The 25,935-nt window shown below is 68.1% G+C and carries 25 protein-coding genes; 14 read left to right on the top strand and 11 right to left on the bottom strand.

Annotated elements, in window-relative coordinates; all coding sequences use genetic code 11:
- Window positions 1-3: 3 nt before the first annotated feature.
- On the bottom strand, window positions 4-846 hold the full coding sequence (locus HNQ73_RS11400; RefSeq protein WP_183335002.1) for an HTD2 family dehydratase: 843 nt from the start codon (window positions 844-846) through the stop codon (window positions 4-6).
- Window positions 847-853: 7 nt separating this feature from the next.
- A complete protein-coding gene (locus HNQ73_RS11395) occupies window positions 854-2,023 on the bottom strand; it encodes an acyl-CoA dehydrogenase family protein (RefSeq protein ID WP_183335333.1) in 1,170 nt (389 codons plus the stop codon).
- 129 nt (window positions 2,024-2,152) lie between these two features.
- On the opposite strand from HNQ73_RS11395, the gene HNQ73_RS11390 reads away from it, so the two are divergent.
- Window positions 2,153-3,100 (top strand): LysR family transcriptional regulator, encoded by a 948-nt coding sequence (locus HNQ73_RS11390; RefSeq protein WP_183335001.1) that lies wholly within the window; start codon window positions 2,153-2,155, stop codon window positions 3,098-3,100.
- Here HNQ73_RS11390 and HNQ73_RS11385 read toward each other — a convergent pair whose 3' ends face one another.
- Window positions 3,101-4,246: a CaiB/BaiF CoA transferase family protein gene (locus tag HNQ73_RS11385; protein WP_183335000.1), complete on the bottom strand. Its 1,146-nt coding sequence runs from the start codon at window positions 4,244-4,246 to the stop codon at window positions 3,101-3,103.
- Window positions 4,247-4,493: 247 nt separating this feature from the next.
- On the opposite strand from HNQ73_RS11385, the gene HNQ73_RS11380 reads away from it, so the two are divergent.
- From HNQ73_RS11380 to HNQ73_RS11340, 9 genes are all read left to right on the top strand, one after another.
- Complete coding sequence (locus HNQ73_RS11380; protein WP_306415753.1) at window positions 4,494-5,804, top strand: ABC transporter substrate-binding protein; 1,311 nt, start codon at window positions 4,494-4,496, stop codon at window positions 5,802-5,804.
- Window positions 5,805-5,867: 63 nt separating this feature from the next.
- Window positions 5,868-6,770, top strand: coding sequence for a branched-chain amino acid ABC transporter permease (locus HNQ73_RS11375; RefSeq protein ID WP_183334999.1), 903 nt, complete (start codon window positions 5,868-5,870; stop codon window positions 6,768-6,770).
- A gap of 3 nt (window positions 6,771-6,773) precedes the next feature.
- Window positions 6,774-7,820 (top strand): branched-chain amino acid ABC transporter permease, encoded by a 1,047-nt coding sequence (locus HNQ73_RS11370; RefSeq protein ID WP_183334998.1) that lies wholly within the window; start codon window positions 6,774-6,776, stop codon window positions 7,818-7,820.
- Complete coding sequence (locus tag HNQ73_RS11365) at window positions 7,817-8,557, top strand: ABC transporter ATP-binding protein (RefSeq protein WP_183334997.1); 741 nt, start codon at window positions 7,817-7,819, stop codon at window positions 8,555-8,557. Before HNQ73_RS11370 ends, HNQ73_RS11365 begins: the two co-directional genes overlap by 4 nt.
- Window positions 8,558-8,561: 4 nt before the next feature.
- The gene (locus tag HNQ73_RS11360) at window positions 8,562-9,224 is read left to right on the top strand and encodes an ABC transporter ATP-binding protein (RefSeq protein WP_183334996.1); all 663 of its coding nucleotides are present in this window, start codon (window positions 8,562-8,564) and stop codon (window positions 9,222-9,224) included.
- A 10-nt stretch (window positions 9,225-9,234) separates the two neighbouring features.
- Complete coding sequence (locus HNQ73_RS11355; RefSeq protein ID WP_183334995.1) at window positions 9,235-10,722, top strand: aldehyde dehydrogenase family protein; 1,488 nt, start codon at window positions 9,235-9,237, stop codon at window positions 10,720-10,722.
- Window positions 10,723-10,745: 23 nt separating this feature from the next.
- Window positions 10,746-11,498 (top strand): SDR family oxidoreductase, encoded by a 753-nt coding sequence (locus tag HNQ73_RS11350; protein WP_183334994.1) that lies wholly within the window; start codon window positions 10,746-10,748, stop codon window positions 11,496-11,498.
- A gap of 89 nt (window positions 11,499-11,587) precedes the next feature.
- Window positions 11,588-12,571 carry an MBL fold metallo-hydrolase gene (locus tag HNQ73_RS11345; protein WP_183334993.1) on the top strand — a complete coding sequence of 328 codons (984 nt, stop codon included), beginning with the start codon at window positions 11,588-11,590 and terminating at the stop codon, window positions 12,569-12,571.
- 48 nt (window positions 12,572-12,619) lie between these two features.
- Entirely contained in the window at window positions 12,620-13,417 is a 798-nt protein-coding gene (locus HNQ73_RS11340; RefSeq protein WP_183334992.1) for an HpcH/HpaI aldolase/citrate lyase family protein, read from the top strand.
- Window positions 13,418-13,432: 15 nt separating this feature from the next.
- Here HNQ73_RS11340 and HNQ73_RS11335 read toward each other — a convergent pair whose 3' ends face one another.
- From HNQ73_RS11335 to HNQ73_RS11305, 7 genes are all read right to left on the bottom strand, one after another.
- On the bottom strand, window positions 13,433-13,933 hold the full coding sequence (locus tag HNQ73_RS11335; RefSeq protein ID WP_183334991.1) for an Hsp20/alpha crystallin family protein: 501 nt from the start codon (window positions 13,931-13,933) through the stop codon (window positions 13,433-13,435).
- A gap of 221 nt (window positions 13,934-14,154) precedes the next feature.
- Window positions 14,155-15,198: a LacI family DNA-binding transcriptional regulator gene (locus tag HNQ73_RS11330; protein WP_183334990.1), complete on the bottom strand. Its 1,044-nt coding sequence runs from the start codon at window positions 15,196-15,198 to the stop codon at window positions 14,155-14,157.
- Window positions 15,199-15,210: 12 nt separating this feature from the next.
- A complete protein-coding gene (locus tag HNQ73_RS11325) occupies window positions 15,211-16,059 on the bottom strand; it encodes an ABC transporter permease (RefSeq protein ID WP_183334989.1) in 849 nt (282 codons plus the stop codon).
- Entirely contained in the window at window positions 16,056-16,877 is an 822-nt protein-coding gene (locus tag HNQ73_RS11320; protein WP_183334988.1) for an ABC transporter permease, read from the bottom strand. The genes HNQ73_RS11325 and HNQ73_RS11320 overlap by 4 nt, the downstream gene beginning before the upstream one ends.
- Window positions 16,878-16,977: 100 nt before the next feature.
- On the bottom strand, window positions 16,978-18,114 hold the full coding sequence (locus HNQ73_RS11315; RefSeq protein WP_183334987.1) for an ABC transporter substrate-binding protein: 1,137 nt from the start codon (window positions 18,112-18,114) through the stop codon (window positions 16,978-16,980).
- A gap of 36 nt (window positions 18,115-18,150) precedes the next feature.
- Window positions 18,151-19,302 (bottom strand): ABC transporter ATP-binding protein, encoded by a 1,152-nt coding sequence (locus HNQ73_RS11310; protein WP_183334986.1) that lies wholly within the window; start codon window positions 19,300-19,302, stop codon window positions 18,151-18,153.
- Window positions 19,303-19,558: 256 nt separating this feature from the next.
- The gene (locus tag HNQ73_RS11305; protein WP_183334985.1) at window positions 19,559-20,527 is read right to left on the bottom strand and encodes a LysR substrate-binding domain-containing protein; all 969 of its coding nucleotides are present in this window, start codon (window positions 20,525-20,527) and stop codon (window positions 19,559-19,561) included.
- Window positions 20,528-20,622: 95 nt separating this feature from the next.
- Between HNQ73_RS11305 and HNQ73_RS11300 the strand changes: the two genes are divergently transcribed.
- From HNQ73_RS11300 to HNQ73_RS11285, 4 genes are all read left to right on the top strand, one after another.
- Window positions 20,623-21,579, top strand: a complete 957-nt coding sequence (locus HNQ73_RS11300; RefSeq protein WP_183334984.1) for an MBL fold metallo-hydrolase — start codon at window positions 20,623-20,625, stop codon at window positions 21,577-21,579.
- A 502-nt stretch (window positions 21,580-22,081) separates the two neighbouring features.
- Complete coding sequence (nspC, locus tag HNQ73_RS11295) at window positions 22,082-23,182, top strand: carboxynorspermidine decarboxylase (RefSeq protein ID WP_183334983.1); 1,101 nt, start codon at window positions 22,082-22,084, stop codon at window positions 23,180-23,182.
- A gap of 37 nt (window positions 23,183-23,219) precedes the next feature.
- Complete coding sequence (locus HNQ73_RS11290; RefSeq protein WP_183334982.1) at window positions 23,220-24,503, top strand: saccharopine dehydrogenase family protein; 1,284 nt, start codon at window positions 23,220-23,222, stop codon at window positions 24,501-24,503.
- 142 nt (window positions 24,504-24,645) lie between these two features.
- Entirely contained in the window at window positions 24,646-25,275 is a 630-nt protein-coding gene (locus tag HNQ73_RS11285) for a trimeric intracellular cation channel family protein (RefSeq protein ID WP_183334981.1), read from the top strand.
- A gap of 438 nt (window positions 25,276-25,713) precedes the next feature.
- On the opposite strand, the gene HNQ73_RS11280 is transcribed toward HNQ73_RS11285, so the two are convergent.
- Window positions 25,714-25,935: FCD domain-containing protein (locus HNQ73_RS11280; RefSeq protein WP_183334980.1), on the bottom strand; the 222-nt coding region annotated here is incomplete at its 5' end.

The raw sequence follows: 25,935 nt of genomic DNA, 5'->3' as shown, positions 1-25,935 counted from the left end.
GGATCAGGCGAAGGTCACGGTCGCCGTCATCACCAGCCGTTCGTCCTCGGCGCGGGCCTCGAAGACGGGAGCCGCTTCCGGCCCGTCCGTCCGCACGAGGCGCAGCGGCGTGCCGCAGAAGAGGGGAGAGGCGGCGCGGAAGCTGAAGGCTGCCACGTCCCGCCCGCCCTCGGTGCGCCGCGCGAACTCGAACAGCAGCATCGCGATCAGCGGCCCATGCACGATGAGCCCGGGATAGCCCTCGACACCGGTGACGTAGGGGTGGTCGTAGTGGATGCGATGGCCGTTGAAGGTCAGCGCCGAGAAGCGGAACAGCATCACCTCGTCCGGCTGCACCGTTTCTTCCACCGCCACGGCCCGTTCCGCCCGCGGCGCCGGCGCAGGCGGCGCACCGGGCCGGGCCGCCTCGCGATAGACGATGTCGTGCTCCTCGGTGGTGACGAGGGCGCCGTGCTGGCTGATCTCGTGGCGCACGGTGACGAAGGCGAGCGGGCCGCTGCGGCCGCGTTTCTCGGCGATCGAGGTGACCGTCGAGACGCGCTCGGCCGGGGCGCCGAAGGCGAGCCCGCCGGGGAAGGTCAGCCGTCCGCCGGCATACATGCGCCGCGGCAGGGGGATCGGCGGCAGAAAGCCGCCCTTGGCGGCGTGGCCGTCCGGCCCGATGTCGGCGCGCGGCGTCGCATCGAGGAAGTAGAGCCAGTGCCACAGCGGCGGCAGGGTCGCCGCGTCGGGACGATAGGAGGAGGTCAGGTCGCCGAGGGTAGCGGCGAGGCGCATGGCCGGGCTGCGGACGATGTCGTCGCTGCGCCGCTCGCTACGGCCGAGCCAGTCGTTCCAGTCGCTCATGGCCGCCTCAGAAGGAGCGTGGCAGGCCGAGCACCTTCTCGGCCACGTGGGACAGGATGAGGTTGGTCGAGATCGGCGCCACCTGGTAGAGCCGCGTCTCGCGGAACTTGCGCTCCACGTCGTATTCCTCGGCAAAGCCGAAGCCGCCGTGCGTCTGCAGGCAGGTGTCGGCAGCGTGCCACGAGGCTTCCGAGGCGAGGAGCTTGGCCATGTTCGCCTCGGCCCCGCAGGGGCGGCCCGCGTCGTAGAGCGCGACGGCATGGGCGACGGCGAGGCGCGCGGCGTGCAGCTCGACATAGGCGCGGGCGATGGGGAATTGGACGCCCTGGTTCTGCCCGATGGGCCGGCCGAACACCTTGCGCTCGTTGGCGTAGTGCGTCGCCTTCTCGATGAACCAGCGGGCGTCGCCCACGCATTCGGCCGCGATCAGGATGCGCTCGGCGTTCATGCCGTCGAGGATGTAGCGGAAGCCCTTGTGCTCCTCGCCGATGAGCGAGTCAGCCGGGATCTCGAGCTCGTCGAAGAACACCTCCGTCGTAGCGTGGTTAATCATGGTGCGGATGGGCCGGATGCGCAGCCGCTCCGGCGGTGCCGCCTTCATGTCCACGAGGAAGACGGACAGGCCGTCCGTGCGCGAGGGCAGAGACCCCTTGGGGGCCGTGCGGGCGAGCAGGATCATGAGGTCGGAATGCTCGGCACGGCTCGTCCACACCTTCTGGCCGCGCACGACATAGGTGTCGCCGCGCCGCTCGGCCGTCGTGGTGATGGAGAGCGTGTCGGTGCCGGCGCCGGGCTCGGTCACGCCGAAGGCCTGCAGCCGCAGCTCGCCGCTCGCGATCTTCGGCAGGTAGCGCCTCTTCTGCGCCTCGCTGCCATGCCGCAGCAGCGTGCCCATGGTGTACATCTGCGCGTGGCAGGCGCCGCCGTTGCCGCCGCTGGCATGCACCTCCTCGAGGATCGCCGCGGCGGCGGCGAGCGGCAGGCCGCTGCCGCCGTACTCCTCGGGGATCAGCGCCGCCAGCAGGCCGGCTTCGGCCATGGCGTTGACGAACTCGGTGGGATAGGCGCGCTCGCGGTCGAGGCGGCGCCAGTACTCGCCCGGAAACTTCGCGCACAACGCCCGCGTCGTCGCGCGGATGGGTTCAAGGTCGAGCGCCTCTTTCGTGTCTTCCTGCATGCCGGACGGTCTCGCGTTCATGGCCGGGTCGGCCCTCATGCTGCGGCCCGACCGTGCGCGGCAAAGCGGCATATTGCAAAGATATTTTGAAGCTGGCACCGATAAGATTGTGCTATATCGTCTGCTTTCATGGACATCCGGCACCTGCGCTATTTCGTTGCCATTGCGGAGGAGGGCTCGCTCTCCCGGGCGGCAGAGCGTGTGCATGTCGCCCAGCCGGCGCTCAGCCAGCACGTCCGCAACATGGAGCTTGACCTCAAGACCGAGCTGCTCTTCCGCACGTCGCGGGGTGTGCAGCTCACCGAAGCGGGCGAGCGGCTCCTGGCACAGGCGCGGCGTCTCCTGGAGGCTTTCGACGCCCTGCCGGACCAGGTGCGCGGTGACGGCGACGCGCCGTCGGGCGAGGTGCGCTTCGGCGTGCCGGGCACGGTCAGCCAGGTTCTGAGTGCGCGGCTCATCAAGGAGACGGCGAAGCTCTATCCGCGCATCAAGCTGCGCGTGGCCGAGGCGATGAGCGGCTTCATTCTCGACTGGCTGCGCGAGGGCAAGGTCGACATCGCCGTGCTCTATCGGGGCATCGACGGACGCGGTCTCAAGCTCAAGCACGTCCTGTCGGAGGAGCTGCTGCTGTTTGGCCCGGCTGACGCGACGCTGGACGATGCCCGGCCGTTCCGCGACCCCATCGACTACGCGCGGGCGATCACGCTGCCGCTCGTTGTGCCCAGCCCCGGCCACGGCCTGCGCGACCTGCTCGACGAGGTGGCGGCGGTGGAATGCGGGGCGGCGCTCAACGCCGACACCGAGATCGATTCCTACGCGCCCATCAAGACGCTGGTCGAATCGGGCTACGGCTTCTCGATCCTGCCGGCCATGGCCATCAAGGCCGAATGCGCGGCGGGCCGCCTGCGCGCCTGGCCGCTGACGCGCCCGCAGATCCGGCGCAAGGTCTTCATCGCCACGGCGTCGGACAGGCCACTTCCGGCTGCGGCCGCAGCCATCGAGACGCTGTGCCACGACATCCTGCGTCAACTCGTCATCGAAGGCACCTGGGACGCGAGCCTCGCCGAGGCGGACTGATCACTTCCTGCCCGCTGCGGCGGCGGTGCCGAACTCGCGGCGCAGGGCCTCGTCATGGCTGCCGAGGGCCGGCACCGGCCCGTAGCTGCGTTCGCCATCGGTGAAAGTGGCGGCCGGCGAGAAGATGCGCAGTGGCCCGCCGGGGGTCTCCACCGTGATGAAGCGTGCCTGCGGATGGTTGCCAATGTCGGCTACCTCGGACAGGCGCCCGTAGGCGATGCGCGCCCGGTCGAGCCGCGTGACGACGGTGTCGCGGTCAAGCCGGCCGAGGGCCTCCTGTACGGCGGCATCGGTCGCCGCGCGGTTGTCGACGCGGTCGTTATTGGTGCGGAAGCGGGGATCCTCCAGGAGTTCAGGCCGCTCCAGCACATCGGTGCAGAACATCCGCCATTCCGGTTCGTTCTGGATGGAGATGAGGAAGGAGGCGCCGTCCGCGCAGGTGAAGATGCCGTAGGGCGCGATGGAGGGATGGGCGAGGCCGATGCGCTGCGGCGTCTTGCCACCGTAGGCGTGCGAGATCCACGGCACGTTCATCCAGTCCATCATGGAGTGGAAGAGCGAGACCTTCACCCCCGTGCCCCGCCCGGTCTGGGAACGGGCGATGAGCGCCTCGAGAATCGCCTCGTAGGCGTGCATGCCCGTGGCGATGTCGCAGACGGAGACGCCGACGCGTGCCGGCCCCTCGGGCGTGCCGGTGATGGCGGCAAGTCCGCTCTCGGCCTGCACGAGCAGGTCGTAGGCCTTGCGGTCGCGCATGGGGCCGCTGTCGCCGTAGCCCGAGATGTCGCAGGTGATAAGCCGCGGATGCTCGCGGCGCAGCGCCTCGCTGCCGATGCCGAGGCGCTCCGTGGCGCCGGGCGCGAGGTTCTGGATAAAGACATCCGCCTGCGCCAGCATCGCCCGCACCAGCGCCAGATCTGCCGGATTGCGCAGGTCGACACGACAGGACTGCTTGCCGCGGTTGAGCCAGACGAAATAGGACGAGGAACCCTTGGCGAAGCGGTCGTAGCCGCGCGCGAAGTCGCCCTCGGTCCGTTCCAGCTTGATGACGCGCGCGCCGGCGTCGGCGAGCCGGCACGAGGCATAGGGTGCGGCAACCGCCTGTTCCAGCGTCACGACCAACAGTCCGCTCAACGGCCTCGGCATGGGTCCTCCCCGGGCATTTGCTGCCATCCTGCGCCGTCCTGCTAAAGGGGGGCCAATACAGAAGCAATATCCGCGCTATAAGCTCACCTTCCAGCTCGGTGCCGGCAAGAGGCCACCAAGAACATTTGCTTATACCGGCCAAAGCAACTCTGTCTTTGCTTTGAACGCGAAACTCCCCGAGCGTTTGGGATACCGACTACACGGCCCGGAAGAGGCCGGCATCGTCGTCACTAGGGAGGATACAGCCGTGAAACAAGGCGGAAAGTGGGCCGCATTGGCGGCCGGGCTCGGACTGTCGCTCATGCTTTCGGCGCCCGTTCTGGCGCAGCAGAAGCCGAGCGAGATCAAGATCGGCATCGCCACCTTCACCTCGGGCGCGGCGTCCGTCTTCGGCGTGCCGGGCAAGCAGGCGGCCGAGCTGCTGGCCGACCGCATCAACAAGAAGGGCGGCCTCCAGGGCGTGCCGGTGAAGCTCTACTTCATCGACGAGGGCGCCGGCGCCGAGACGCTGACCAACGAATACCGCCGTCTCGTGGAGAACGAGAAGGTGGATGTCACCATGGCGGCCATCTCCTCGGGCAGCTGCGTCAACCTCGCGCCGCTTGCCGAGGACCTCAAGATGCTCAACCTGCTGTGGGACTGCGGCACGCAGCGCATCTTCGAGGAGGGCAAGCACCGCTATAACTATCGCTCGCAGGCCAATGCGACGCCGGAGATGATGGCGGCGTTGCTCTACCTCCTCAAGAAGAAGCCCGACTTCAAGACCATCGCCGTTGTCAACCAGGACTACGCCTGGGGCCGCGACAGCTGGGAGCTGTTCTCGGCCGCGCTCAAGAAACTGAAGCCGGACGTGCAGGTGGTGGCGGAGCTCTTTCCGAAGCTCGGCGCCCCCGACTTCTCGGCGGAGATCTCGCGGCTTCTCGCCGCCCGCCCGGACGTCATCCTCTCCACCTCCTGGGGCGGGGACCTCGACACCTTCGTGCGGCAGGCCAACCAGCGCGGCCTGTTCCGCATGTCGACCTTCGTGCTGCCGCTCGCCGAATCCTCGCTGCAGCGGCTCGCCGGCGAGTTGCCGGACGGCGTCATCGTGGGCGCCCGCGGCGACCACTATTTCCTGCATCCCGAATACAAGGATGATGCGGACTTCAAGAGCTTCGTCGAGGAGTTCAAGCAGCGGACCGGCTCCTATCCGATCTATCCCGCCTTCCACATGGCCCAGGCCTTCGCTGCGCTTGAGGCAGCGTATGACAAGGCTGCGGCCGCGAACGGCGGCGCCTTTCCGGACCGGGAGAAGGTCGTCGATGCCATGAGCGGGCTGCAGTTCCGCGGCTACGGGCGGCCCATCACCATCCGGCCCGACAACCAGGGCCTCGAGGCGCAGCTCATCGGCGTCACGCGCACCACCAGCGAGTATCCGTTCCCGATCATCGACGACATCATGATCTTCGACGCCGAGACCATCATGGCGCCGCCCGGCAAGAACTCGCTCGAGTGGATCCAGGAGCTCGACGCGAGCTTCCTCGAGACGCCGGCCAAGGAATACAAGCACGGCAAGTGACACTTGCCCGCCCGGGGCGACGGCCCCGGGTGCCCCTTTCCCATTCCTGGTGCAGCGGGTCCGATGTCACACATCATCATCCTCGCCGTCCTCGACGGGATCGCGTACGGCTCCCTCGTCTTCCTCGTCGCCGTCGGCCTGACACTCGTCTTCGGCGTGATGCGTATCCTGAACGTGGCGCACGGCAGCTTCTATGCCCTCGGCGCCTATGCTGCGGCGAGCCTCGGCCTCGGGCTCACGGCCCTCGGCCTTTCCCCGTGGCTGAGCTACCCGCTCTTCGTCGTGGCGGCGGCGGCGGTGGGCGTTGTCGTGGGCGGCGCGCTGGAGCGCCTGCTGCTGCAGAGGATCTACCGGCACGAGGAGGCACTGCAGCTTCTCGTCACCTTCGCGGTGTTCATGATCCTCGACAACGCGCAGCGCCTCATCTGGGGCGTGCAGCCCTATTTCTACAGCGAGCCGCTGCGCCTTCTCGGCAACGTCTCCGTGGCCGGCATCACCTACACCGCCTACCAGGTGGTGTTCCTGCCCCTCGTCGCCATCGCCGTGCTCGTGGCGCTGCGCCTCTTCCTGCGCCACACGCTTGCCGGCGCCGTGATCGTGGCCGTGACCGAGGACCGGGAGGCGGCGACGGCCATCGGCGTCGACGCGCGCCGCGTCTTCCTCATCACCTTCATCATCGGCACGACCCTCGCCTCGCTCGGCGGGGCGCTCGCGGCGCCCACCACCTCCATTCTGCCTGGCATGGGGGCGGACATGATCGTGCTGTCCTTCGCCGTCGCTGCGACGGCGGGCCTCGGCCAGATCGAAGGCACGGCGGTGGCGGCGCTCGCCATCGGTCTCGGCCGCTCCTTCGCCGTCTTCTTCGCTCCCGAGCTCGAGGTGCTGATGCCCTATCTCATCATGGTGCTCGTCCTTCTCGTGAGGCCTGAGGGCCTTTTCGGCAAAGCCACGGCACGGAAGATCTGAGCCATGGCGACCCACAGCTCTCTCCGCCGCACTGCCCTTGCCGTCGCCGCCCTCGCGGCCATCGCCTATCCCCTCGTGACGGGCTCGTCCGGCAGCTTTCTCACCATCGTCTGGGCAAAGGCGCTGCCCGTGCTCGGCATCATCCTGCTGCTGCAGGCGGGGCAGGTGTCCTTCGGCCATGCCATGTTCTTCGCCGTGGGGGCCTACACCATCGGCTTCATCGGCCGCGCCATGGCGGGTGGGGACCTGGCGCTGCTGCTTCCCGCGGCGGCGCTTGCCTCGCTGCTCGCCGGCCTCGTGATCGGCGTCTTCGTGGTGCGCTACCGCTACATCTTCTTCGGCATGCTGAACCTCGCCTTCTCCATGGTGCTGTTCTCCATGCTGGACAAGTTCATCCACATCACCGGCGGTTCGGACGGGCTGCGCATCGCGCGGCCCGCGGTTCTCGGCGCGGCGATGGAGCGGAGCGACTACGAGACTGTGCTCTACTATGTCTCGCTCGCCATCCTGGCACTCGCGCTATACGGCGGCGCGCGCTTTCTCGACAGCCCGCTCGGCCATGCCCTGAAGGCCATCAAGTCGAACGAGACGCGCGTCGAATATCTCGGTATCTCAGCCCGGCTCGTGCTTCTCGTCGCCTATGTGGCATCGGCCGTGCTCGCCGGCGTCGGCGGCGCCCTCGTCGGTGCCGTCCAGGGCATCGCGACACCCGACTATGCCTATTGGGTGCGCTCGGGCGAGTTCGTCTTCGTCGCCATCCTCGGCGGCACCGGCCACGTTGCCGGCGCGCTGGCGGGCGCCTTCGTTTACGAGTTCATCCGCTCCGCCGCTGCCGCCTATGTGGGTGACACTTGGCAGATGACGCTCGGCATCGTCCTGCTCGCCGTCATCCTCTTTGCCCCGCGGGGCATCGTCGGCATGGCGGCCGAGCTGTGGGGCCGGATCACCAGCGCATCGGCGCGGCACGGGGCTGCCTCGCCGGAGGCGGCGCCGGACGCCGCGTCGGCGCGTGATGCCCGGCCCCTCCGCATCGTGGGAGGCGGCCGATGAACGCGCTCATCTCTGTCCGCGACATTGCCATCCGCTTCGGCGGCGTCGTGGCGGCCGACGGGGTCTCGCTCGATGTCTTCGCCGGCGATCACCTCGCCATCATCGGGCCCAACGGAGCAGGCAAGACGACCTTCCTCAACATCTGCACGGGCTATCTGAAGCCCCAGCGCGGCACCGTGCAGTTCAAGGGTCGCGACATTCTCGGCTCCTCGCCCCGGGCCATCACGCGCCTCGGCATCGCCCGGGCCTTCCAGATCCCGCAGCTCTTCCTCGAGCAGACAGTGCGCGAGAACATGCTGATCGCCGCCGCGTCCGCGGCGCGGCGCTTCGCCCCCTTCGCGCGACTTGCCGATATTCCCGAACGCGGCGACGTGGAGAGCCTGCTCGCCCTCGTCGACTGTGCCGACGTCGCCGACCGCAAGGCGGGCGAGCTGCCCGAGGGCAAGCGCAAACTCGTCGACATCGCGCTCGCCCTGGCGCTCAAGCCCGAGGTGCTGCTGATGGACGAGCCGACCTCGGGTGTCGCCTCGTCGGAGAAGTTCGCCATCATGGACACGCTGGTCGCCGCGCTGAAGGAGCGGGCGGTCACGGCCGTCTTCGTGGAGCACGACATGGAGATGGTCTCCCGCTACGCCAACCGCGTGGCCGTGTGGAGCGCCGGCACCATCAGCCGCCAGGGCCCGCCGGCAGAGATCCTCAACGACCCTGAGGTCGTGCGCACGGTGATCGGAGGCTGATGCGATGCTGGAACTTGCCGACATCTCGGTCTCCATCGCCGGCACGCCCGTGTTGCGGCGCGTCGCCTTCCGCGTCGGCGAGGGCGAGACGGTCGCCTTCGTCGGCCGCAACGGCGCGGGCAAGACGACGACGTTGCGCGCCCTCATGGGCCTCATCGACTACACGGGCTCGATCCGTCTCGACGGCCGGCCCATCGATGCCGTGCCGGCGCACGAGCGCCCGGGCCTCGGCATCGGCTATGCGCCCGAGGACCGGCGGCTCTTCTCCGCTTTCTCGATTGCCGAGAACATCCTGCTGCCGGCCCGCGTTGCGCGGCTGTCGGCGGCCGAGACGAAGCGCCGGCTCGACCGCGTCTACGCCATCCTGCCGGAGCTCGCCCAGCTCGCCGAGCGGCCGGCCGGCTCCGTCTCCGGCGGGCAGGGCAAGATGGTGGCGCTCGGGCGCGCCCTCATGCTCGGCACGCGGCTGGTGCTGCTCGATGAGCCCTTCCAGGGCCTCGCGCCGGTTCTTGCCAATCGCTACGCCGAGGCGCTGCGCGCCCTGCGCGATGCCGACCGCACGCTCTCTCTCATCATCACCGAATCCAATCCCGCCCTGCTGAAGCATTTCGCCGAACGCACGATCACCATCGAGCGTGGCGAGATCGACGGCCGGGCTGCTGCCTGAGGACAGTGCCATGAGTGTTTCCGCCACCGCCAAGAAACGCGAAGCCGCCCGCCTCCAACCCGCCAAGGGCATCTTCATCGACAATCAGTGGCAGCCAAGCGAGAGTGGCGGCACCATCGATGTCATCGCGCCCGCCGAGGGCCGGCCCTTCGCTCAGATCGCCGCGGGCAACGCGGCGGATGTCGACAAGGCCGTGAAGGCCGCGCGCCGGGCCTATGAAACGGGCGCCTGGGGGCGCCTCACCGCGGCCGAGCGCGGACGGCTCCTCATCCGCCTCGCTGATGCTGTGCTCGCGGCTGCAGAGGATCTTGCCCGCCTCGAGGCGCGCGACACCGGCAAGCCGATGAAGCAGGCGCGCGCCGACATCGCGGCGCTTGCGCGCTACTTCGAGTTCTACGGCGGCGCGGCTGACAAACTCCATGGCGAGACGATCCCCTTTCTCCAGGGCTATTTCGTCGCCACGGAACGCATCCCGCATGGTGTGACCGGCCACATCATCCCCTGGAACTATCCGGCCCAGATGTTTGGCCGCACGCTGGCTCCGGCGCTCGCTGTCGGCAATGCGACGGTTATCAAGCCGGCGGAAGAGGCGTGCCTCACGCCCCTGCGCGTCGCCGAGATGGCGGCGGAGGTCGGCTTCCCCGAAGGGGCGATCAACGTTGTGCCGGGCCTCGGTGGCGTTGCGGGACGCGCACTCTCTGAGCATCCGGGCATCGATTTCATTTCGTTTACCGGCAGCCCGGAGGTGGGCGTCCTCATCCAGACCGCCGCGGCGCGCAACCACATCGGCTGCACCCTCGAGCTCGGCGGCAAGTCGCCCCAGATTGTCTTTGCCGACGTGGATCTCGAGGCGGCGCTGCCGGCGCTCGTCAACGGCATCGTGCAGAATGCCGGCCAGACCTGCTCGGCGGGCTCGCGCCTGCTCGTCGAGCGCCAGGCCTATGACCGCGTTGTCGCCGCTGTGGTGGAGCGCTTCAACGCTCTGCGCGCCGGCACGCCGGAGATGGACCTCGACCTCGGACCGATTATCAGTGCCCGCCAGAAGGCGCGGGTCGAGCAGTTCTGCAACGGGGCCGGTGCGGACGGCATCGACCTCCTCGCCGAGGGGCAGATCGCCGAGGGCACGCCGGCCGAGGGCTATTTCGTCACGCCGAAGCTCTTCGGCCCTGTGCCGCGGTCCACCCCGCTGGCACGCGAGGAGGTGTTCGGCCCGGTCATGGCCGTCATTCCCTTCGACGACGAGGCTGACGCCATCGCGCTCGCCAACGGCACGGACTACGGCCTCATCGCCGGCGTCTGGACGCAGAACGCCAGCCGGGCGACGCGCGTCGCCCGCTCCATCCGCGCCGGCCAGGTCTACGTCAACGCCTATGGCGCGGGCGGGGGCATCGAGCTGCCCTTCGGCGGCATGAGAAAGTCGGGCCACGGCCGGGAGAAGGGCTTCGAGGCGCTGCACGACTTCTCGACGCTGCGCACCATCGTCTTCAAGCACAACTGAGACCAACGGGAAGGAAACGCACCATGCGGCTCAAGGACAAGTCGGCACTGGTCACGGGCGGCGCCTCGGGGTTCGGCGCCGAGATCGCCGCGACCTTCGCCCGAGAGGGCGCCAGGGTCGTCATCATGGACCTCAACGGCGAGGGCGCGCAGAAGATGGCCGACTCCATCGGCCCTGCCGCCCGTGCCGTCGCCGGTGACGTGACGAAGGCGGCCGACATCGAGAAGGCCGTGGCGGCGACGACCGAACTCGGCGGCGGACGCATCGACATCGTCGTCAACAATGCCGGCTGGACGCACCGCAACAAGCCGATGCTGGAGGTGACGGAGGAGGAATTCGACCGCGTCTACGACATCAACGTCAAGTCGATCTTCCACATGACGCGAGCCGTGGTGCCGCTGATGCGCAAGGCCGGCGGCGGCACCATCATCAACATCGGTTCCACGGCCGGCATCCGGCCGCGGCCGGGCCTAACCTGGTACAACTCCACCAAGGGTGCGGTGAACCTCCTGTCCCGCTCCATGGCAGTCGAGCTCGCGCCGGACCGGATCCGCGTCAACTGCATCGCCCCTGTCCTGGGCGCCACCGGGCTTCTCGAAGCCTTCATGGGTGCGCCGGACACGCCGGAGAACCGCGCGAAGTTCCTCGCCACCATCCCGCTCGGGCGGCTGTCGACGCCGCGCGACATCGCCAACGCCTGCCTTTTTCTCGCATCTGACGAAGCGGAGTTCATCACGGGCGTCGTGCTGGAGGTGGACGGCGGCCGCTGCGTCTGAGGGAAAAGGGGCTGGGGGTGCCGGGCCGGGCATCCGCGCCCGGGGGCGTTTTCAAGCGGATGCGCAACAGCAAGTTGGAGGGAGGTTCGATGAAGGGTCTCGACTTCAGTCTGTCGCGTCGCCAGCTCATCGGGGGAGCCGCCGCAGGCGGCGCGCTCGCCCTGATGCATCCGGCCAGCCTCCTCGCCAAGGCGCCGATGATCGGCCAGCCGGCACCCTACTACTACCGCTTCAAGTTTGGGGACGCGGAAGCGACGGTGGTCTCTGACGGCACGCTGCCGCTCGGCAACCCGCACACCAACTTTCTCGGCCTGACGCCGGAGGAGATGGACCAGCAGCTCACCGACCACTTCCTGCCGCTGACGGATGCGGTGCTCGAGCAGAACGCGCTCATCCTCAACACGGGCGACCGTCTGATCCTCTTCGACACCGGCATGGGCAGCCTCAAGCTTTTCGGCCCGTCGACAGGCAAGCTGCTCAATTCCATGAAGCAGGCCGGCATCGACCCGAAGGACATCGACGCCGTGGTGCTGAGCCATGCCCATGTCGACCACTGCGGCGGCTGCATGGCGGACGACGGTACGCGCCACTTCCCCAACGCGCAGTACTACATCAGCCAGGCGGACTTCGACTTCTGGACGGACGACACCAAGGTGCCGAAGGATTTCACCGTCTTTCTCGAGACGGCGAAGAAGAACCTGCTGCCCAACCGCGACCGTCTCGTCTTCTTCAAGGACGGGGAAGAGTTCCTGCCTGGCATCCAGGCGATTTCCGCCCCCGGCCACACCGTCGGCCACACGATCTTCATGATCAGCTCGGGGGGCAAGCAGATGTGCTACATCGGCGACCTCACGCACCACCCCGTGCTGCTCATGAAGAAGCCGTTGACGGAATTCGCCTATGACACTGACCCGAAACAGGCGGCGCAGACGCGGGTGAAGATGCTGACCATGCTGGCGGAGAACCGCATTCCCGTCCTCGCCTATCACTTCGCCTGGCCGGGCGTTGGCCACGTGGCGAAGGACGGGGACGGCTTCCGCTACTTCCCCGAGCCGATGAAGATGGAAATGTGAGCCTGCCGGCCGCGGCCCGCGCCGCGGCCGTGCGCCCGTGGAGCGACGATGGCCGAGCTTTCGCTTCTCTCACCACTCTTCGTGCCGGCTGACAGGCCGGAACGCTTCGCCAAGGCGGCGGCGAGCGGCGCAGGGGCGATCATCGTCGATCTCGAGGATGCTGTGGCGCCGGACGCCAAGGCGGGCGCGCGCGCCAACCTCGGACACCTGCCCGTCGATGCCTGCCCGGTGCTGGTGCGCATCAACAGCCGCGCGAGTGGCTGGTTCGAGGATGACCTTGCGGCCGTCGCCGCCTCGGCTGCCCACGGCGTCGTGCTGCCCAAGGCGGAGGAGGCGGCCGACATTGCAGCCCTGCGCGCCCTCGGCGAGGCGCGGGCCATCGTGCCGCTCATCGAGACAGCGCGGGGGCTGGCGCAGCTGTCCTCGGTCCTTGCCGCGCCCGGCGTGACGGCGGCGGCCTTCGGCTCGCTCGATCTTGCGCTCGACCTCGGCTGCGAGCACACGTGGGAGGCGTTGCTCATGGCGCGCAGCGAGCTGGTGCTGCGCTCGCGTCTCGTGGGCCTGCCGGCGCCGGTCGACGGCGTCACCACGGCGCTCGACGAGGAGAGTGCCGCCGCCGACGCGCGCCGGGCGGCAGCGCTCGGCTTCGGCGGCAAGCTCGCCATCCATCCCCGGCAGGTCGCACCCATTCAGGCGGCCTTCCGTCCGAGCGAGGCCGACATCGTCTGGGCAAGGCGCGTCATTGCCGCGACGCGGACGGGCGCGGCCGTCAGGCTCGACGGGGCGATGATCGATGCCCCGCTCGTCGCCCGCGCCCGGCGGATCCTCGCGGCGAGCGGCGGCTAGGGCAAGCGGCGCCGGTCAGGCGCTGGCGATGGCGATGCGCCGCGCCTTGCTGCGGGCCTTCTCGGTTTTCGGCAGCCGCACCGTGAGCACGCCGTTGCGGAAGCTCGCGCTCACATTGTCCTCGTCGATCTCATCGTCGAGCCGGATGCGCCGCTCGAAGCGGCCGTAGAAGCGCTCCGAGAACCGGCGGTCCCTGTCTTCGACCTCGGCCTTCTTCTCGCCGCGCAGCGTCAGGACCCCGTTGTCGAGGAGCACCTCGACGTCACGTTCCTCGAGGCCGGGCAGCTCTGCCACGACGCGGATCTCCTTGTCGTCGTCGCTGACCTCGATGCTCGGCCAGGCGTCGGAGAAGGCGGCAAGGTGCCCGTCGCGGAAGGGCCTGTCGAAGCTGCGGAAGACATCGTCGAACAGCCGGTTCACCTCGCGGTGGAGGGCGAGGAAGGGATCGCGGTCACGATAGGCCACGGGCGCCGTCTCGTGGCTGCGGCCCCAGGGAATGAGATCGCGAAAGGTCATGGGTCTCCTCCTTCGTTCGGATGAAGCCGCTCCGAAGCGGAGCGCCGGCGCAGGGCGGCAAGGGCCGGAGGAGAGCGGTCGAACGTCGCCCGGTGCCCATGCCCTTCCATAAGCAGCATGGTCAAGCGGGCGCTGCGGAGCGGACCCCGCGGTCCGCCGGCCCCTGTCGGCAACCGGCATCCTTGATCTAGGCGGGGTTAGGCAGCCTTCAAGAGGTCCCTTCACGGCTCCGGGATGAAGCTCTCGCGCACCACGAGCCGGGCCTCGATGCGTTCGCTGATAAGCGGCCCGGCGGGGTTCGCCTGGCGTGCATCGAGCACGGCGACGGCCCGTGCCGCCATCAGTTCCGGATTCTGGCGGAAGGTGGTCAGGCGATAGGCGAGCCAGCCCGCCTGGGGCACGTCGTCAAAGCCGACCACCGCGATGTCGTCTGGCACGGCGAGGGCGAAATCGGTCCGCGCCGCATCCATGACGCCGAGGGCAACGAGGTCGTTGACGCAGAAGACCGCCTGCGGCCGGGGCTGCCGGCCGAGCAGGGCGCGACCGGCGGCGAGCCCGCTGGCATAGGTGGTGTCGGCTCCGCGCTCGACGGCGACGAAGGCGCCAAGGCGCACGGCCTCGTCGCAGAACGCCTGTTCGCGCTCGAGGATGCTCGGCGTCGCCAGGCTCGAGCCGGCGAGGCCGAGGCGCGTGAAACCGCGCGCCGTGAACAGCCGGGCAGCGAGGCGCGCGGCGGCGATGTTGTCTACCATCACATGGTCGGTCTCCGGCTCGGAGCGGCCGATAACGACGAGCGGCTGGCCATTGCGCCGGGCGAGATCGACGAAGGACGAGGGCGGCGAGCCGGAGAGGACGATGGTCGCCTCGGCGCGATGGCCGAACAGCGCCTGCTGGGCGGCGGCGAGTTCCTCCGCCGTCTCGCCCGTGTTGATGAGCAGCGGCACGCTGCCGCGCCGGATGAGCGCCTTGGCAAGCGCCGCGGTGAGATCGGCGCGGAAGCCGACCTCGGGCCTCGTCGCCACGATGCCGACGAGGCGGCTGCGGTTGGCCAGCAGCCCGCGCGCGAGGTCGTTGACCTGGTAGCCGAGCTCGGCCGCTGCCTGCATCACCTTCTCGCGCGTCTGGGGGGCGATGCTGGCGCCGGGCGTGAAGGCGCGCGAGACGGCGGAGCGCGACACGCCGGCGCGTCGCGCCACATCCTGCGCACTGACGAAGCGCGGTCTGCCAGCGAGGCGGAGCGGGCGGGGTAGGTCGTCCACGGTCATGCAGCCCCTGCGTCAGTGGCCGACGCGCGACAGCACGTCCGCCTTGAGGAAACGTTCCACCACCAGCATGAAGCCGATGGAGGGCACGAGCAGCAGCAGCGCCGTGATCGACGCGATCTGGTAGTTGCCGCCGGCACCTGCCGTATAGAGCAGAAGCGGCAGCAGGTTGACATCCGGCGCGCCGACGAAGAACGAGCCTGTGAATTCGTCGAGCGACTCGAGGAAGACGAAGATGGCACTCGCCATGAGCCCCGGCGCGGCGAGCGGCAGCGTGACATCGCGGAAGGTGCGCAGCGCGCTCGCGCCGATGGAGCGGGCGGCCTCCTCCAGCTCCCGGTCGATTGCCGAGAAGGCGGCGGTGGCGATCCACACCGCATAGACGAGCCCGTGCGTGACGTGGACGAGGACCACGCCGGGGATCGTGCCGTTGAGGCCGAGGCCGTAGAACAGCCGGGCGATGTTGACGTAGACGGGCAGGTTCGGGAACGCCTGCGGAATGAGGAAGGCGACGAGGATGAGACTGCGCAGCGGCAGTCTGAGGCGCGCCAGGGCATAGCCCGCCGGCACGGCGAGCGCGAGCGCCACGATCACCGTCAGGCTCGCGACGAAGACGCTGTTGGCGAGTGACTCCATGGCGTTGCCGCGCGGCGAGAAGACGCGCTGCCAGTAGCTGAAGCCGTATTCGAGCGGCAGCGCGTGCGGGAAGTACCAGCGCTCCGCCACCGTCCACAGCACCAGATTGGTCAGCGGCCCGAAGATGGCGAAGGCGAGAAGGCCGAGGACGAGCCCGCGCGGCACCCACCAAAGGTCGATCCGCGGCAGGCGGCGGGCGGTGGCCGTCGTCGTCGCGAGGCTCGTCATGCCTGGCTCCTCACGTTGTGCTTCAGGTAGATCCAGGCGACGCTCGCCGTGATGAGAAGGGAGATGAGGCCGAGCGCATTGGCGACGCCGTAGTCGCGGTATGCGTTGAGGCGGAAAGCGATGTCGGCGGTGATCATGGTCGGCGACTGGGCGTTGATCATCAGCGGCACCGACAGCACCGACATCATCGTGACGAAGGACAGGACGAGCCCGACGATGAGTGTCGTCGCCACCTGCGGCACGACGATTTCCACGAGGATGCGCAGGCGCGAGGCGCCGAGGTTGCGCGCCGCCTCGATGGTGCCGCGGTCGAGCGAGGCCATGGCGCCGGAGACGAGGAGGGCGACGAAGGGTGCCTGTTTCCAGACGAAGGCGATGACGATGCCGCGCCAGTCGAGGAAACTCGTCGCCTCGAGCGGCGTGATGACGCCAAGGGAGACGAGCGTGTTGTTCATCATGCCGTTCTTGGCGAGGAAGGTGCGCAGCACCTGGCCGACAACGATGAAGGGGATGAACAGCGGCCAGCGGTAGAGCCAGCGCAGGATGGAGACCGCAAGCGTGTTCTCGCCGAGCGTCAGATAGCCGCCGATGGCGATGGCGACGAGGCCGATGATCGCCGTCGACAGGCTGACGATGACGACCGTGAACAGGATGTCCTGGCTGTAGAGCGCGAAGGCCTTGTCGAAATTGCCGAGCCCGTAGCTGCCCTCGATCTCGAAGGCCCCGATAATCGAGGCGGCGAGCGGCACGAGAAAGAGCAGCGTGATGGTTGCGAGCGCCGGCAGGACGAGGATGAGGCCGAGAAGGCGTTTCGACATGGGAGGGTCCGTGATGTCGGGAACGTTGCCCTTCCCGCCGGGAAGGGGGCGGCGCCCGGCGGGGCCGCCGGATGCCGCAGGCCTTCGTCAGTTCGTGACGTCAGTTGGTGACCTGGCGCTCGTAGGCTTCCAGGATCGCGTTGTTGTAGGGCGCGATGGGGAAGGGCTTGCCGTACTTGGCGAGGTCTTCCGGCGTGATGTCCTTGAACAGCTTGTTCCAGGTCGCCTCGTCGAGCTCGGCCTGGACGTGCTGGGCGTCGATGCCGGGATACCAGTTGAAGCGCTTGACGATGCCCTCGGCCTGCACCTTCGGGCTCGTTGCCAGGGCGACGAACTTCTCCGCCAGCTCCTGGTTCGGGCTCTTGGCAGGGATCACATAGTGCATCGGCTGGCCGGGCATGCCGGGCGCGGGCAGCACGAGCTTGAGGTCCGGCGGCAGCCGTCCGTCGGCCTGCCAGGAGTAGAACATGTCGACCCACACCGGGCCGATCGCGATCTCTCCGCGGCTCAGGAGGTCGAGCGTGCCGGCGTTGCCGGGCGTCAGTGTCGCGTTGGAGGTGAAGTGCTTGAGGCTCGCGAGGGCCTTGTCCCACTTCTTGGTCTCGGCCTCCTCGAAGGGGCCGTTCTGCAGCTTCTCGGCATCGCCCTCGCCGAAGGCGTAGATCCAGCCCATGACGAAGCTGACGCCTGAGGCGCCGCCCTTGATGCCGTTGTAGCCGAACTGCTTGGGGTTCTCCTTGGCCCATTCGGCAAGCTCGGCATAGCTCTTCGGCGGATTGGGCACGAGGGCCGGATTGTAGGCGAGCGCCGTCTGGCTGTTGAACATGGGCATGACGTAGCCGCTCACCTTGGTGCCGAGTGCCATGTCCGCATTGCTGCGCGTGACGAGCTTGCCCGTCGGGATCTTGTCACGATAGGCGGCGAGATAGCCGCCTTGCACCATGGGGCCGACGAACTTCTCGTGCACCACGGCAACATCGACGTCCCACTTCTCGCTGCCGGCCTTGTGCTGGGCCTCGAAGCGCTCGAGGATCTTCTGGGAGCCGGCATCGCCGGGCCCGGTGCCGACCACACGCACCTTCGTGCCGGGGTTCTCCTTCTCGAACAGCGGTCCGAGATACTCGCTGACATACTCGACCATGTTCTGGTCGCCGGCGGTGACGACCGTGAGCTCGGCTGCCGCGGCCGGGGAAGCCGCGAAGCCGAGGACGAGAACCGCATTCAACAACGTTTTCATCGCTCGGTCTCCGTTATGGTCGGGCTCGGCCCGATGTCAGGCTCCGGCCAGTTCGCTGGCCTTGTTGCTCTTGTACGCAGAGGGCCCGGCCTTGGCCGTCTCGGCGCCGGCCGGGCTGAACAGGAAGAGCGCCTGCGGGGGCACACACACCTTCACGGCCGTATTGGGGGCGAAGGCCGCGGGCGCATCGACCAGCACGGTGTCGGGGCCGACGACGACGGCGTGGCGCCAGTGGCCTCCGGGATAGCTCGCGCTCTCGACACGCCCTGAGAGCACCAGGGTGCCCTCCGGCTTCGCCGAGGCGTCGTCCGCCGGCACGAGCGTGGCCGCCTCGGCGCGGAAGCGGGCGACGACGGGCCCGTCCACCAGTGGCCGCCCCGCGAGGGGTACGGTGCAGGGTGCGTTCGTCGGGCCGGCGGCGATGGCGAAGTGCCCTCCCGTCACGCGGCCGGCGAGGCTGACGCAGTTCTCCGCACCCATGAAGGCAGCGACGAAGGACGAGACGGGGCGGTTGTAGACCTCCTCCGGCGTGCCCGCCTGGGCGATGCGCCCGCCGTCAAGGATGACGATGCGGTCGGCCATCACCATGGCCTCCTCGCGGTCGTGCGTGACGTGGACGGCAGTGATGCCAAGACGACGCTGCAGGGCGCGGATCTCGTGCCGTACGGACAGGCGGATGCGGGCGTCGAGGTTCGACAGGGGTTCGTCCAAGAGCAGGATTTCGGGATCAATGGCGAGTGCCCGGCCGAGGGCGACGCGCTGGCGCTGGCCGCCGGAGAGCTGCGCCGGCTTGCGCCGGGACAGGCCGGTGAGGCCGAGCAGCGCCTCCATCTCGGCGACGCGCCGGGCGATCGCATCGGCCGGCTGGCGGCGCAGCTTGAGGCCGTAGCCGATGTTCTGTGCCACGGTCATGTGCGGCCACAGGGCGTAGGACTGGAAGACGAGGGCCATGCCCCGCTTGTCCGGCGGCAGCCGCGTCACGTCGCGCCCCGCAACAGAGATGGTTCCTGCCACGGGTTTCACGAAGCCGGCGATGGTTCTCAGCAGGGTGGTCTTGCCGCAGCCGGAGGAGCCGAGCAGGGCAACGAACTCTCCCTTGGCGATGGCGAGATCGATGCCCTCCAGCACCGTGGTTGCGCCATAGGCGACACTCGCCTTCTTCACTTCGAGAAACGGCGCCGGTGTCATCGAGCCCCCTTTGCACAGCTGTGCATCGCCGAGTGGCGCTGCCTGCAAGCCAGGTCCGGATAGCTTCCATTCATAACATTCCGATGACGGTTTGGGCAGCTCGTACTGCACGCGTGCCGAATTCATGGGCAGCAGCGGGATGAGGGCACGCGATTACGCTCGAAGAACCTTCGGTTCTTCCGGTTGGCAGGGCGCCATTGCAGCGAGGGTGGGGGAGGGGAGAGGGAAGGCGCGTCGCGGCTCTGCCCCCTGGAGATCAGCTGGCGCGCGCGGTCTGCGGTCTTGCCGCCGGTGACCGCTCGTTTCCCGGGCCGAGCACGGCCACGATGCTGTCCCGCAGCCAGGCGGCGGCTGCGTCGCGGTCGCTGCGCGCGGACCAGACCATGGAGACGGGCGGCAGGTCCAGGGCGAGCGGCAGCGGGCTCGTGGTGAGGCCGAAGCGGGGTGCAAAGCGGCGCAGCATGCGCGCGGGCAGGGTGGCGACAAGCGGCGCCTCGGCAACGGCAGCCAGGATGGTGAGGAATTCGGATCCGGCCATCACCACGTTGAGCGACACCCCGATGCGGGTCAGCGCCTCGTCGAGGCAACCCTGCAACGACTGGCCGAGGCTGACGAGCGCGTGTTCGGCGGCGTGGTAGGCATCGAGGCCGATGGGCGTTGCGAGAGGCAGCAGGTCGGCGTTGAAGCAGCACATCAGCTCGGGCTCGAAGAGATGCCGCTGACGGTGGCGCTGCGCGCCGGCCTCGTAGCAGCCGACGGCGACGTCGATGGTGCCGTCGTCGAGCAGCGCGTACACGTCCTTCTTGTCCGTGGCGCGCCCGAGCAGCCGGATGCCCGGCGCCGCGTGCCGCGTGAGCGCGACCAGGTCGGGAAGCAGCAGCAGCTCCATCTCGCTCGAGAAGCCGATGCGGAAGGTGCGCCGGTGCGTCGCCGGATCGAACCTGTCCTCGGCGCGGATGGCGTGCTGCATCTCCTCGAGTGCATGGCGCACGCGCGGCGCGATCGCCAGCGCCCGCGCCGTCGGCTGCATCGTCTGCCCCACGCGCACGAAGAGCTCATCCTGCATCAGCAGGCGCAGCGTCGCCAGGCTGTGGCTCATGGCGGGCTGGCCGATCTTCAGCCGGGCCGCGGCGCGCGTCACCGTCCGCTCCTGCATCAGTGCGTCGAACGCGACGAGCAGGTTGAGATCGAAGGAGCGCAAATCGAAATGATCGATGGAGCTCATGATCCGTATCGATTTGTTTGCTGGATCAGCCGTAGCCAGATTTCTGCGGCGGCGCAATGCGCCGCGAGAGCAACAGCGGATCATCGGACGGTATCATGGATAGACGCAGCTTTCTGTCGCTAGTTCCCGCCGCTGCGGCGGCGGCCGTGGCCAGGCCGGCGCTCGCTGCCGCGCCGATGGCGGGCTTTCCCGCGCCGGGCTTCCATCGCATGAAGCTCGGCGACTACGAACTCACTGCTTTGCTCGACGGCGTCCTGCCGGTGCCGCTTGCCGATCTTTACAACAACACCACTCCCGAGCACGTGGAGGAGGCGCTCGGCGCCGCGTTCCTGCGCTCGCCCGTGGAGCTTTCGGTCAACGCCTTTCTCCTCAATACCGGGGAGCGGCTCGTCCTCATCGATGCGGGCACGGGCTCCCTGCTCGGCCCGTCCTTGGGGCGGCTGCCCGCGGCGCTGAAGGCTTCGGGCTATTCGCCCGAGCAGGTGGACGACATCATCCTCACCCACATCCATGCGGACCATTCGGGCGGCCTCGTCGCGGGCGGGGAGCCGGTCTTCCCCAAGGCCACGGTTCACGCCAACCGCCGCGATGTCGACTACTGGCTGAATCCGGCAAACCGGGACGCGGCGCCGGCGGGCAAGAAGGAGTCATTCGTGAACGCGATCGCCTCGCTCGCGCCCTACCGCGAGGCAGGCCGCCTGATGCCGTTCGACGACGATGCCGAGCCGGTGCCGGGTTTCCGCACGGTCCTGCGCCCGGGCCACACGCCCGGGCACAGCGCCGTTGTTGTCGATAGCCGCGGGGAGAAGCTGGTGCTGTGGGGGGACATCACCCATGGCGACGTCATCCAGTTCGACGAACCCGGCATCGGCATCGCCTTCGATGAGGATTCCGAGGCGGCAGCGGCCACGCGGGCGCTCGCCTTTGCTGAGGCGGCGGACGAGCGCTATCTCGTCGGCGGCGCGCACATCCGCTTTCCCGGGCTTGGCCACGTGCGACGCGACGAGAGGGGCTACGACTGGGTGCCGGTCAACTACAGCCTGCCGGGCTGAGCCGGATCTCGCGGCGCTCGACGCGCCGCTCCGCAGTGCGCTGCAGAGGCAACCGATCCGATGCGTTCGGGCGGTTGCCTCTGTTGCATTGCGGGCCTCGATGCGATAAGCCCCATTCACCTTTTGCAGGTTTCATCTGCTGGTTGGGGAGGACGCCATGTCTCACGACGCCCTCTTCCAATTGGGGATGGGCTCAGTCGGACTGAATGCCACCCAAACGGAAGAACCTTTTGGGGCGCGGGCCATAGGGGCACGCGCGACGGCGCTATGCGCCACGGATCGGGGCATCAGTCCTGATGCGGCCATGGCGGCCGCAAAGGCGCTTTTCCCGGCGACAGGTTGCGCAACCGGCCGGGCCTAGCCGCTTCCCGATCACTTTTCTCGTCGCGCACGGCGGCGCTGTTGGCCCGTGGCCATCGCGTGCTCGTGCGCAGAACGGCATTTCAGGCAGCGGCTGCCGAGCCGCGACGCATCAACCACCAAACCCGACGGGCCAGAGACCTTGAAGCTGCAGACGCCCTATTACCTCATCGACAAGAGCGCGCTCCTGAAGAACCTGCGCGTGATCCAGCGCGTGCGCGAGCAATCGGGCGCAAAGGTGCTGCTGGCGCTCAAGTGCTTCGCCACCTGGTCCGTCTTCGACCTGATGCGCGAGTACATGGACGGCACGACCTCATCCTCGCTCTTCGAGGTCCGGCTCGGGCGCGAGACGTTCGGCGGCGAGACGCACGCCTACAGCGTCGCCTATGCCGACCACGAGATCGACGAGGTGGTGTCCTACGCCGACAAGATCATCTTCAATTCCATCAGCCAGTTCGAGCGTTTCGCCGGCCGGGCCGACACGCTCTCGCGCGGGCTGCGGCTCAACCCCGGCGTCAGCTCGTCGGATTTCGACCTTGCCGATCCTGCCCGCCCGTTCAGCCGGCTCGGTGAATGGAACCCCGAGAAGGTCGCGGCAGTCGTCGACCGGCTCGACGGCTTCATGATCCACAACAACTGTGAGAATGCCGACTTCGGCCGCTTCGACAGGCTGCTTGGCCAGATTGAGGAGCGCTTCGGCGCCTTGCTCTCCCGGGTCGACTGGGTGAGCCTTGGCGGCGGCATCCACTTCACCGGCGAGGGTTATCCGGTCGATGCCTTCTGCGAGCGGCTGAAGGCCTTCTCGCAGCGCTACGGCGTGCAGGTCTATCTCGAGCCGGGCGAGGCGGCAGTGACGAAGAGCACCACCCTCGAGGTGACCGTGCTCGACACACTCAACAACGGCAAGGATCTGGCCATCGTCGACAGCTCGACCGAGGCGCACATGCTCGACCTGCTGATCTACCGCCAGAGTGCCAAGGTCAGTCCCGACTCCGGCCCGTACCGTTACATGATCTGCGGCAAGTCGTGCCTGGCCGGTGACATCTTCGGCGAGTTCTCCTTCGAGGCTCCGCTGAAGCCGGGCGACCGCATCTCGATCAACGATGCGGCCGGCTACACTATGGTCAAGAAGAACTGGTTCAATGGCGTCCAGATGCCGTCCATCGTCGTGCGCGAGCTCGACGGCAGCCTGCGGTGTGTGCGCGAATTTTCCTTCGAAGACTACAAGTCGAGCCTGTCCTGAGGCTCATGCGGAACAGCGAAAGGAGATCCCAGCCCAAATGAAGAGAAACGTTCTGATCATCGGTGCCGGTGGCGTAGGCCAGGTCGTGGCCCACAAATGCGCGCAGCACAACGACATCCTCGGCGACATTCACATCGCTTCGCGGACGCTCGCCAAGTGTGAGGCGATCGTCCGCTCCGTCCACGAGAAGAAGAGCATGAAGACGGCGGGCAAGCTCGTCGCCCATCAGCTCAACGCCCTCGACGTGGACAAGACGGTCGAGCTCATCCGGTCCACGAACAGTCAGATCGTCATCAACGTGGGCCAGGCCTTCCTCAACATGTCCGTCCTCACCGCGTGCATCCGCACGGGTGCGGCCTACATCGACACGGCGATCCACGAGGATCCGCTCAAGATCTGCGAGACGCCGCCGTGGTACGGCAACTACGAGTGGAAGCGGCGCGAGGAGTGCGAGAAGGCCGGCGTGACGGCCGTGCTCGGCGCCGGCTTCGACCCGGGCGTCGTCAATGCGTACGCCGCCCTGGCGCGTGACGAATATTTCGATCGCATCGACTCGCTCGACATCATCGACGTCAATGCGGGCGACCACGGCCGCTACTTCGCGACCAACTTCGACCCCGAGATCAACTTCCGCGAGTTCACGGGCCAGGTGTGGTCGTGGCAGAACAACCAGTGGACGTCGAACAAGATGTTCGAGGTCCGCAAGGAGTGGGACCTGCCGGTGGTCGGCACGCGCACGACCTACATGACCGGCCACGACGAGATCCACTCGCTGTCCAAGAACCTGGGCGTGCCGCACATCCGCTTCTGGATGGGCTTTAGCGAGCGGTACATCACGGTCTTCACCGTGCTGAAGAACCTTGGGCTTCTGTCCGAGCAGCCGATCCGCACGGCGGAGGGGCTCGAGGTCGTGCCGCTCAAGGTGGTGAAGGCGGTTCTGCCTGATCCGTCGTCGCTGGCGCCGAACTACACCGGCAAGACCTGCATCGGCGATCTCGTGAAGGGCGAGAAGGACGGCAAGCCGCGCGAGGTGTTCATCTACAATATCTCGGACCACGAGGAGGCCTACAAGGAGGTTGGCAGCCAGGCGATCTCCTACACGGCGGGCGTGCCGCCCGTCGCGGCCGCGATCCTCATCGCGCAGGGCCCGTGGGACATCCGCGGCATGGCCAACGTAGAGGAGCTGCCGCCGCGGCCGTTCCTCAACCTCCTCAACCACATGGGCCTGCCGACCCGCATCCGCGACGAGGCCGGCGACCGTCCCCTGACGTTCGACGACGAGCCGGCCCAGGCGGCTGCACAGCGGTCGGCCGCCGGCTGACCGTCCTGCGGGGCCGGTGGGCTCTCGTCCTGCCGGCACGGCGAGAAATGACGGGCCCCGGCGTGTGCCGGGGCCCGAAAGCTTTTGTTGGCGATTGGGCGCGTAGAATCCCGCGCCGCCGAGGGAGCCGATCGCGCCGACCATGCCTTCCGAGCAGATCCTGCACGTCCTCTACATCGTCGCCATTATCGCGGAAGCGATGACGGCGGCCCTTGCCGCCGGCCGACGGTCGATGGACTGGGTGGGCGTCGCGATGCTGGGGTCCATCACCGCCCTCGGCGGCGGCTCGGTGAGGGACGTGCTGCTCGGGCGCCATCCGCTCACCTGGATCGAGCATCCCTCCTATCTGCTCATCACGTCCGGCGCGGCGCTCGCCACAGTCTTCCTTGCCCGCTACATGTACCACCTGCGCCGGCTCTTCCTCTTCCTCGATGCCGTCGGGCTGGTGGTCTTCACCGTCATCGGCTGCAACATCGCCAGCGGGCTCGGCATGCCCTACGTCATCGTCATTGCCTCAGGCATGATCTCGGGTTGCGTCGGCGGCGTGCTGCGGGACATCCTGTGCACCGAGGTGCCGCTGCTGTTCCGCGCCGAGCTCTATGCGACGGTCTCGATCCTGGCGGGGGCGCTCTACATCGGCTGCCAGCATGCCGGCGTGCCGCACGCTCTCGCCATGGGGATCGCGATGCTCGCGGGCCTGGCGCTGCGGCTGCTCGCCCTGCGCTACGGCTGGAGCATGCCCAAGTTCATCTATACCGAGAACCTCCACTGAGGCCGGCGCGCTCCTTCAGTAGAGCCAGCGCGCCGGCACGGTCACGAGCTGCGGGAAGACCGTCAGCAGGAAGAGGATCGCCGTCTCGGCAGCGAGGAACGGCAGCACGCCGCGGATGAATGCGCTTCCCGTGCAGGCCGGAGGTCTTCCGCCACTGGCCCATCGGACTTTTCGCGACGCTAACACCGCAAAAATGCACCATCAAGCATTCTGCATGCAGAATGTAAAAGGCTGAGGACAATGCACGCACGGGCGCGGTGCTCGTCAGGCCCGGCCGAGCGTCGGAAAGGTCTGGGCAGCGGTGGGAGGGGTGTGTCCAGGCGTGAAGGGACGGCTCTTGCTGTCGACTCAGGACGGCACGGCGACGCAGAAGAACGAAAGCCGTCCGGCGGATGCGCCCTGCGCCGAGGCAGAGCGGGCCGCGGGGGCGCCGCTCCCTCACGGGAGGGTGTTTTTGACGCGTTCCCAGCTGTTGTGCATGTGTCGTGCGAGGACTTCGGCGAGGCGGTCTGGCTGGCGCTGCGAGAGTGCGGCGATCATTTCCTCGTGCTCGGCGACGGCCTCATTCCACTTTGTGGGCTCCTGGTTGCCGAGGAAGCGGATGCGCTTGAGGCGCGACTGCAGCGTCTCGTGGATGTCGGCGAGCACGGCATTGCCCGA

This window comes from Chelatococcus composti (assembly GCF_014201415.1).
Classification (GTDB): Bacteria; Pseudomonadota; Alphaproteobacteria; order Rhizobiales; family Beijerinckiaceae; genus Chelatococcus_A; species Chelatococcus_A composti.
Note: the sequence above shows the minus strand (reverse complement) of the source record. Positions and strands in the feature narration are given on the sequence as shown.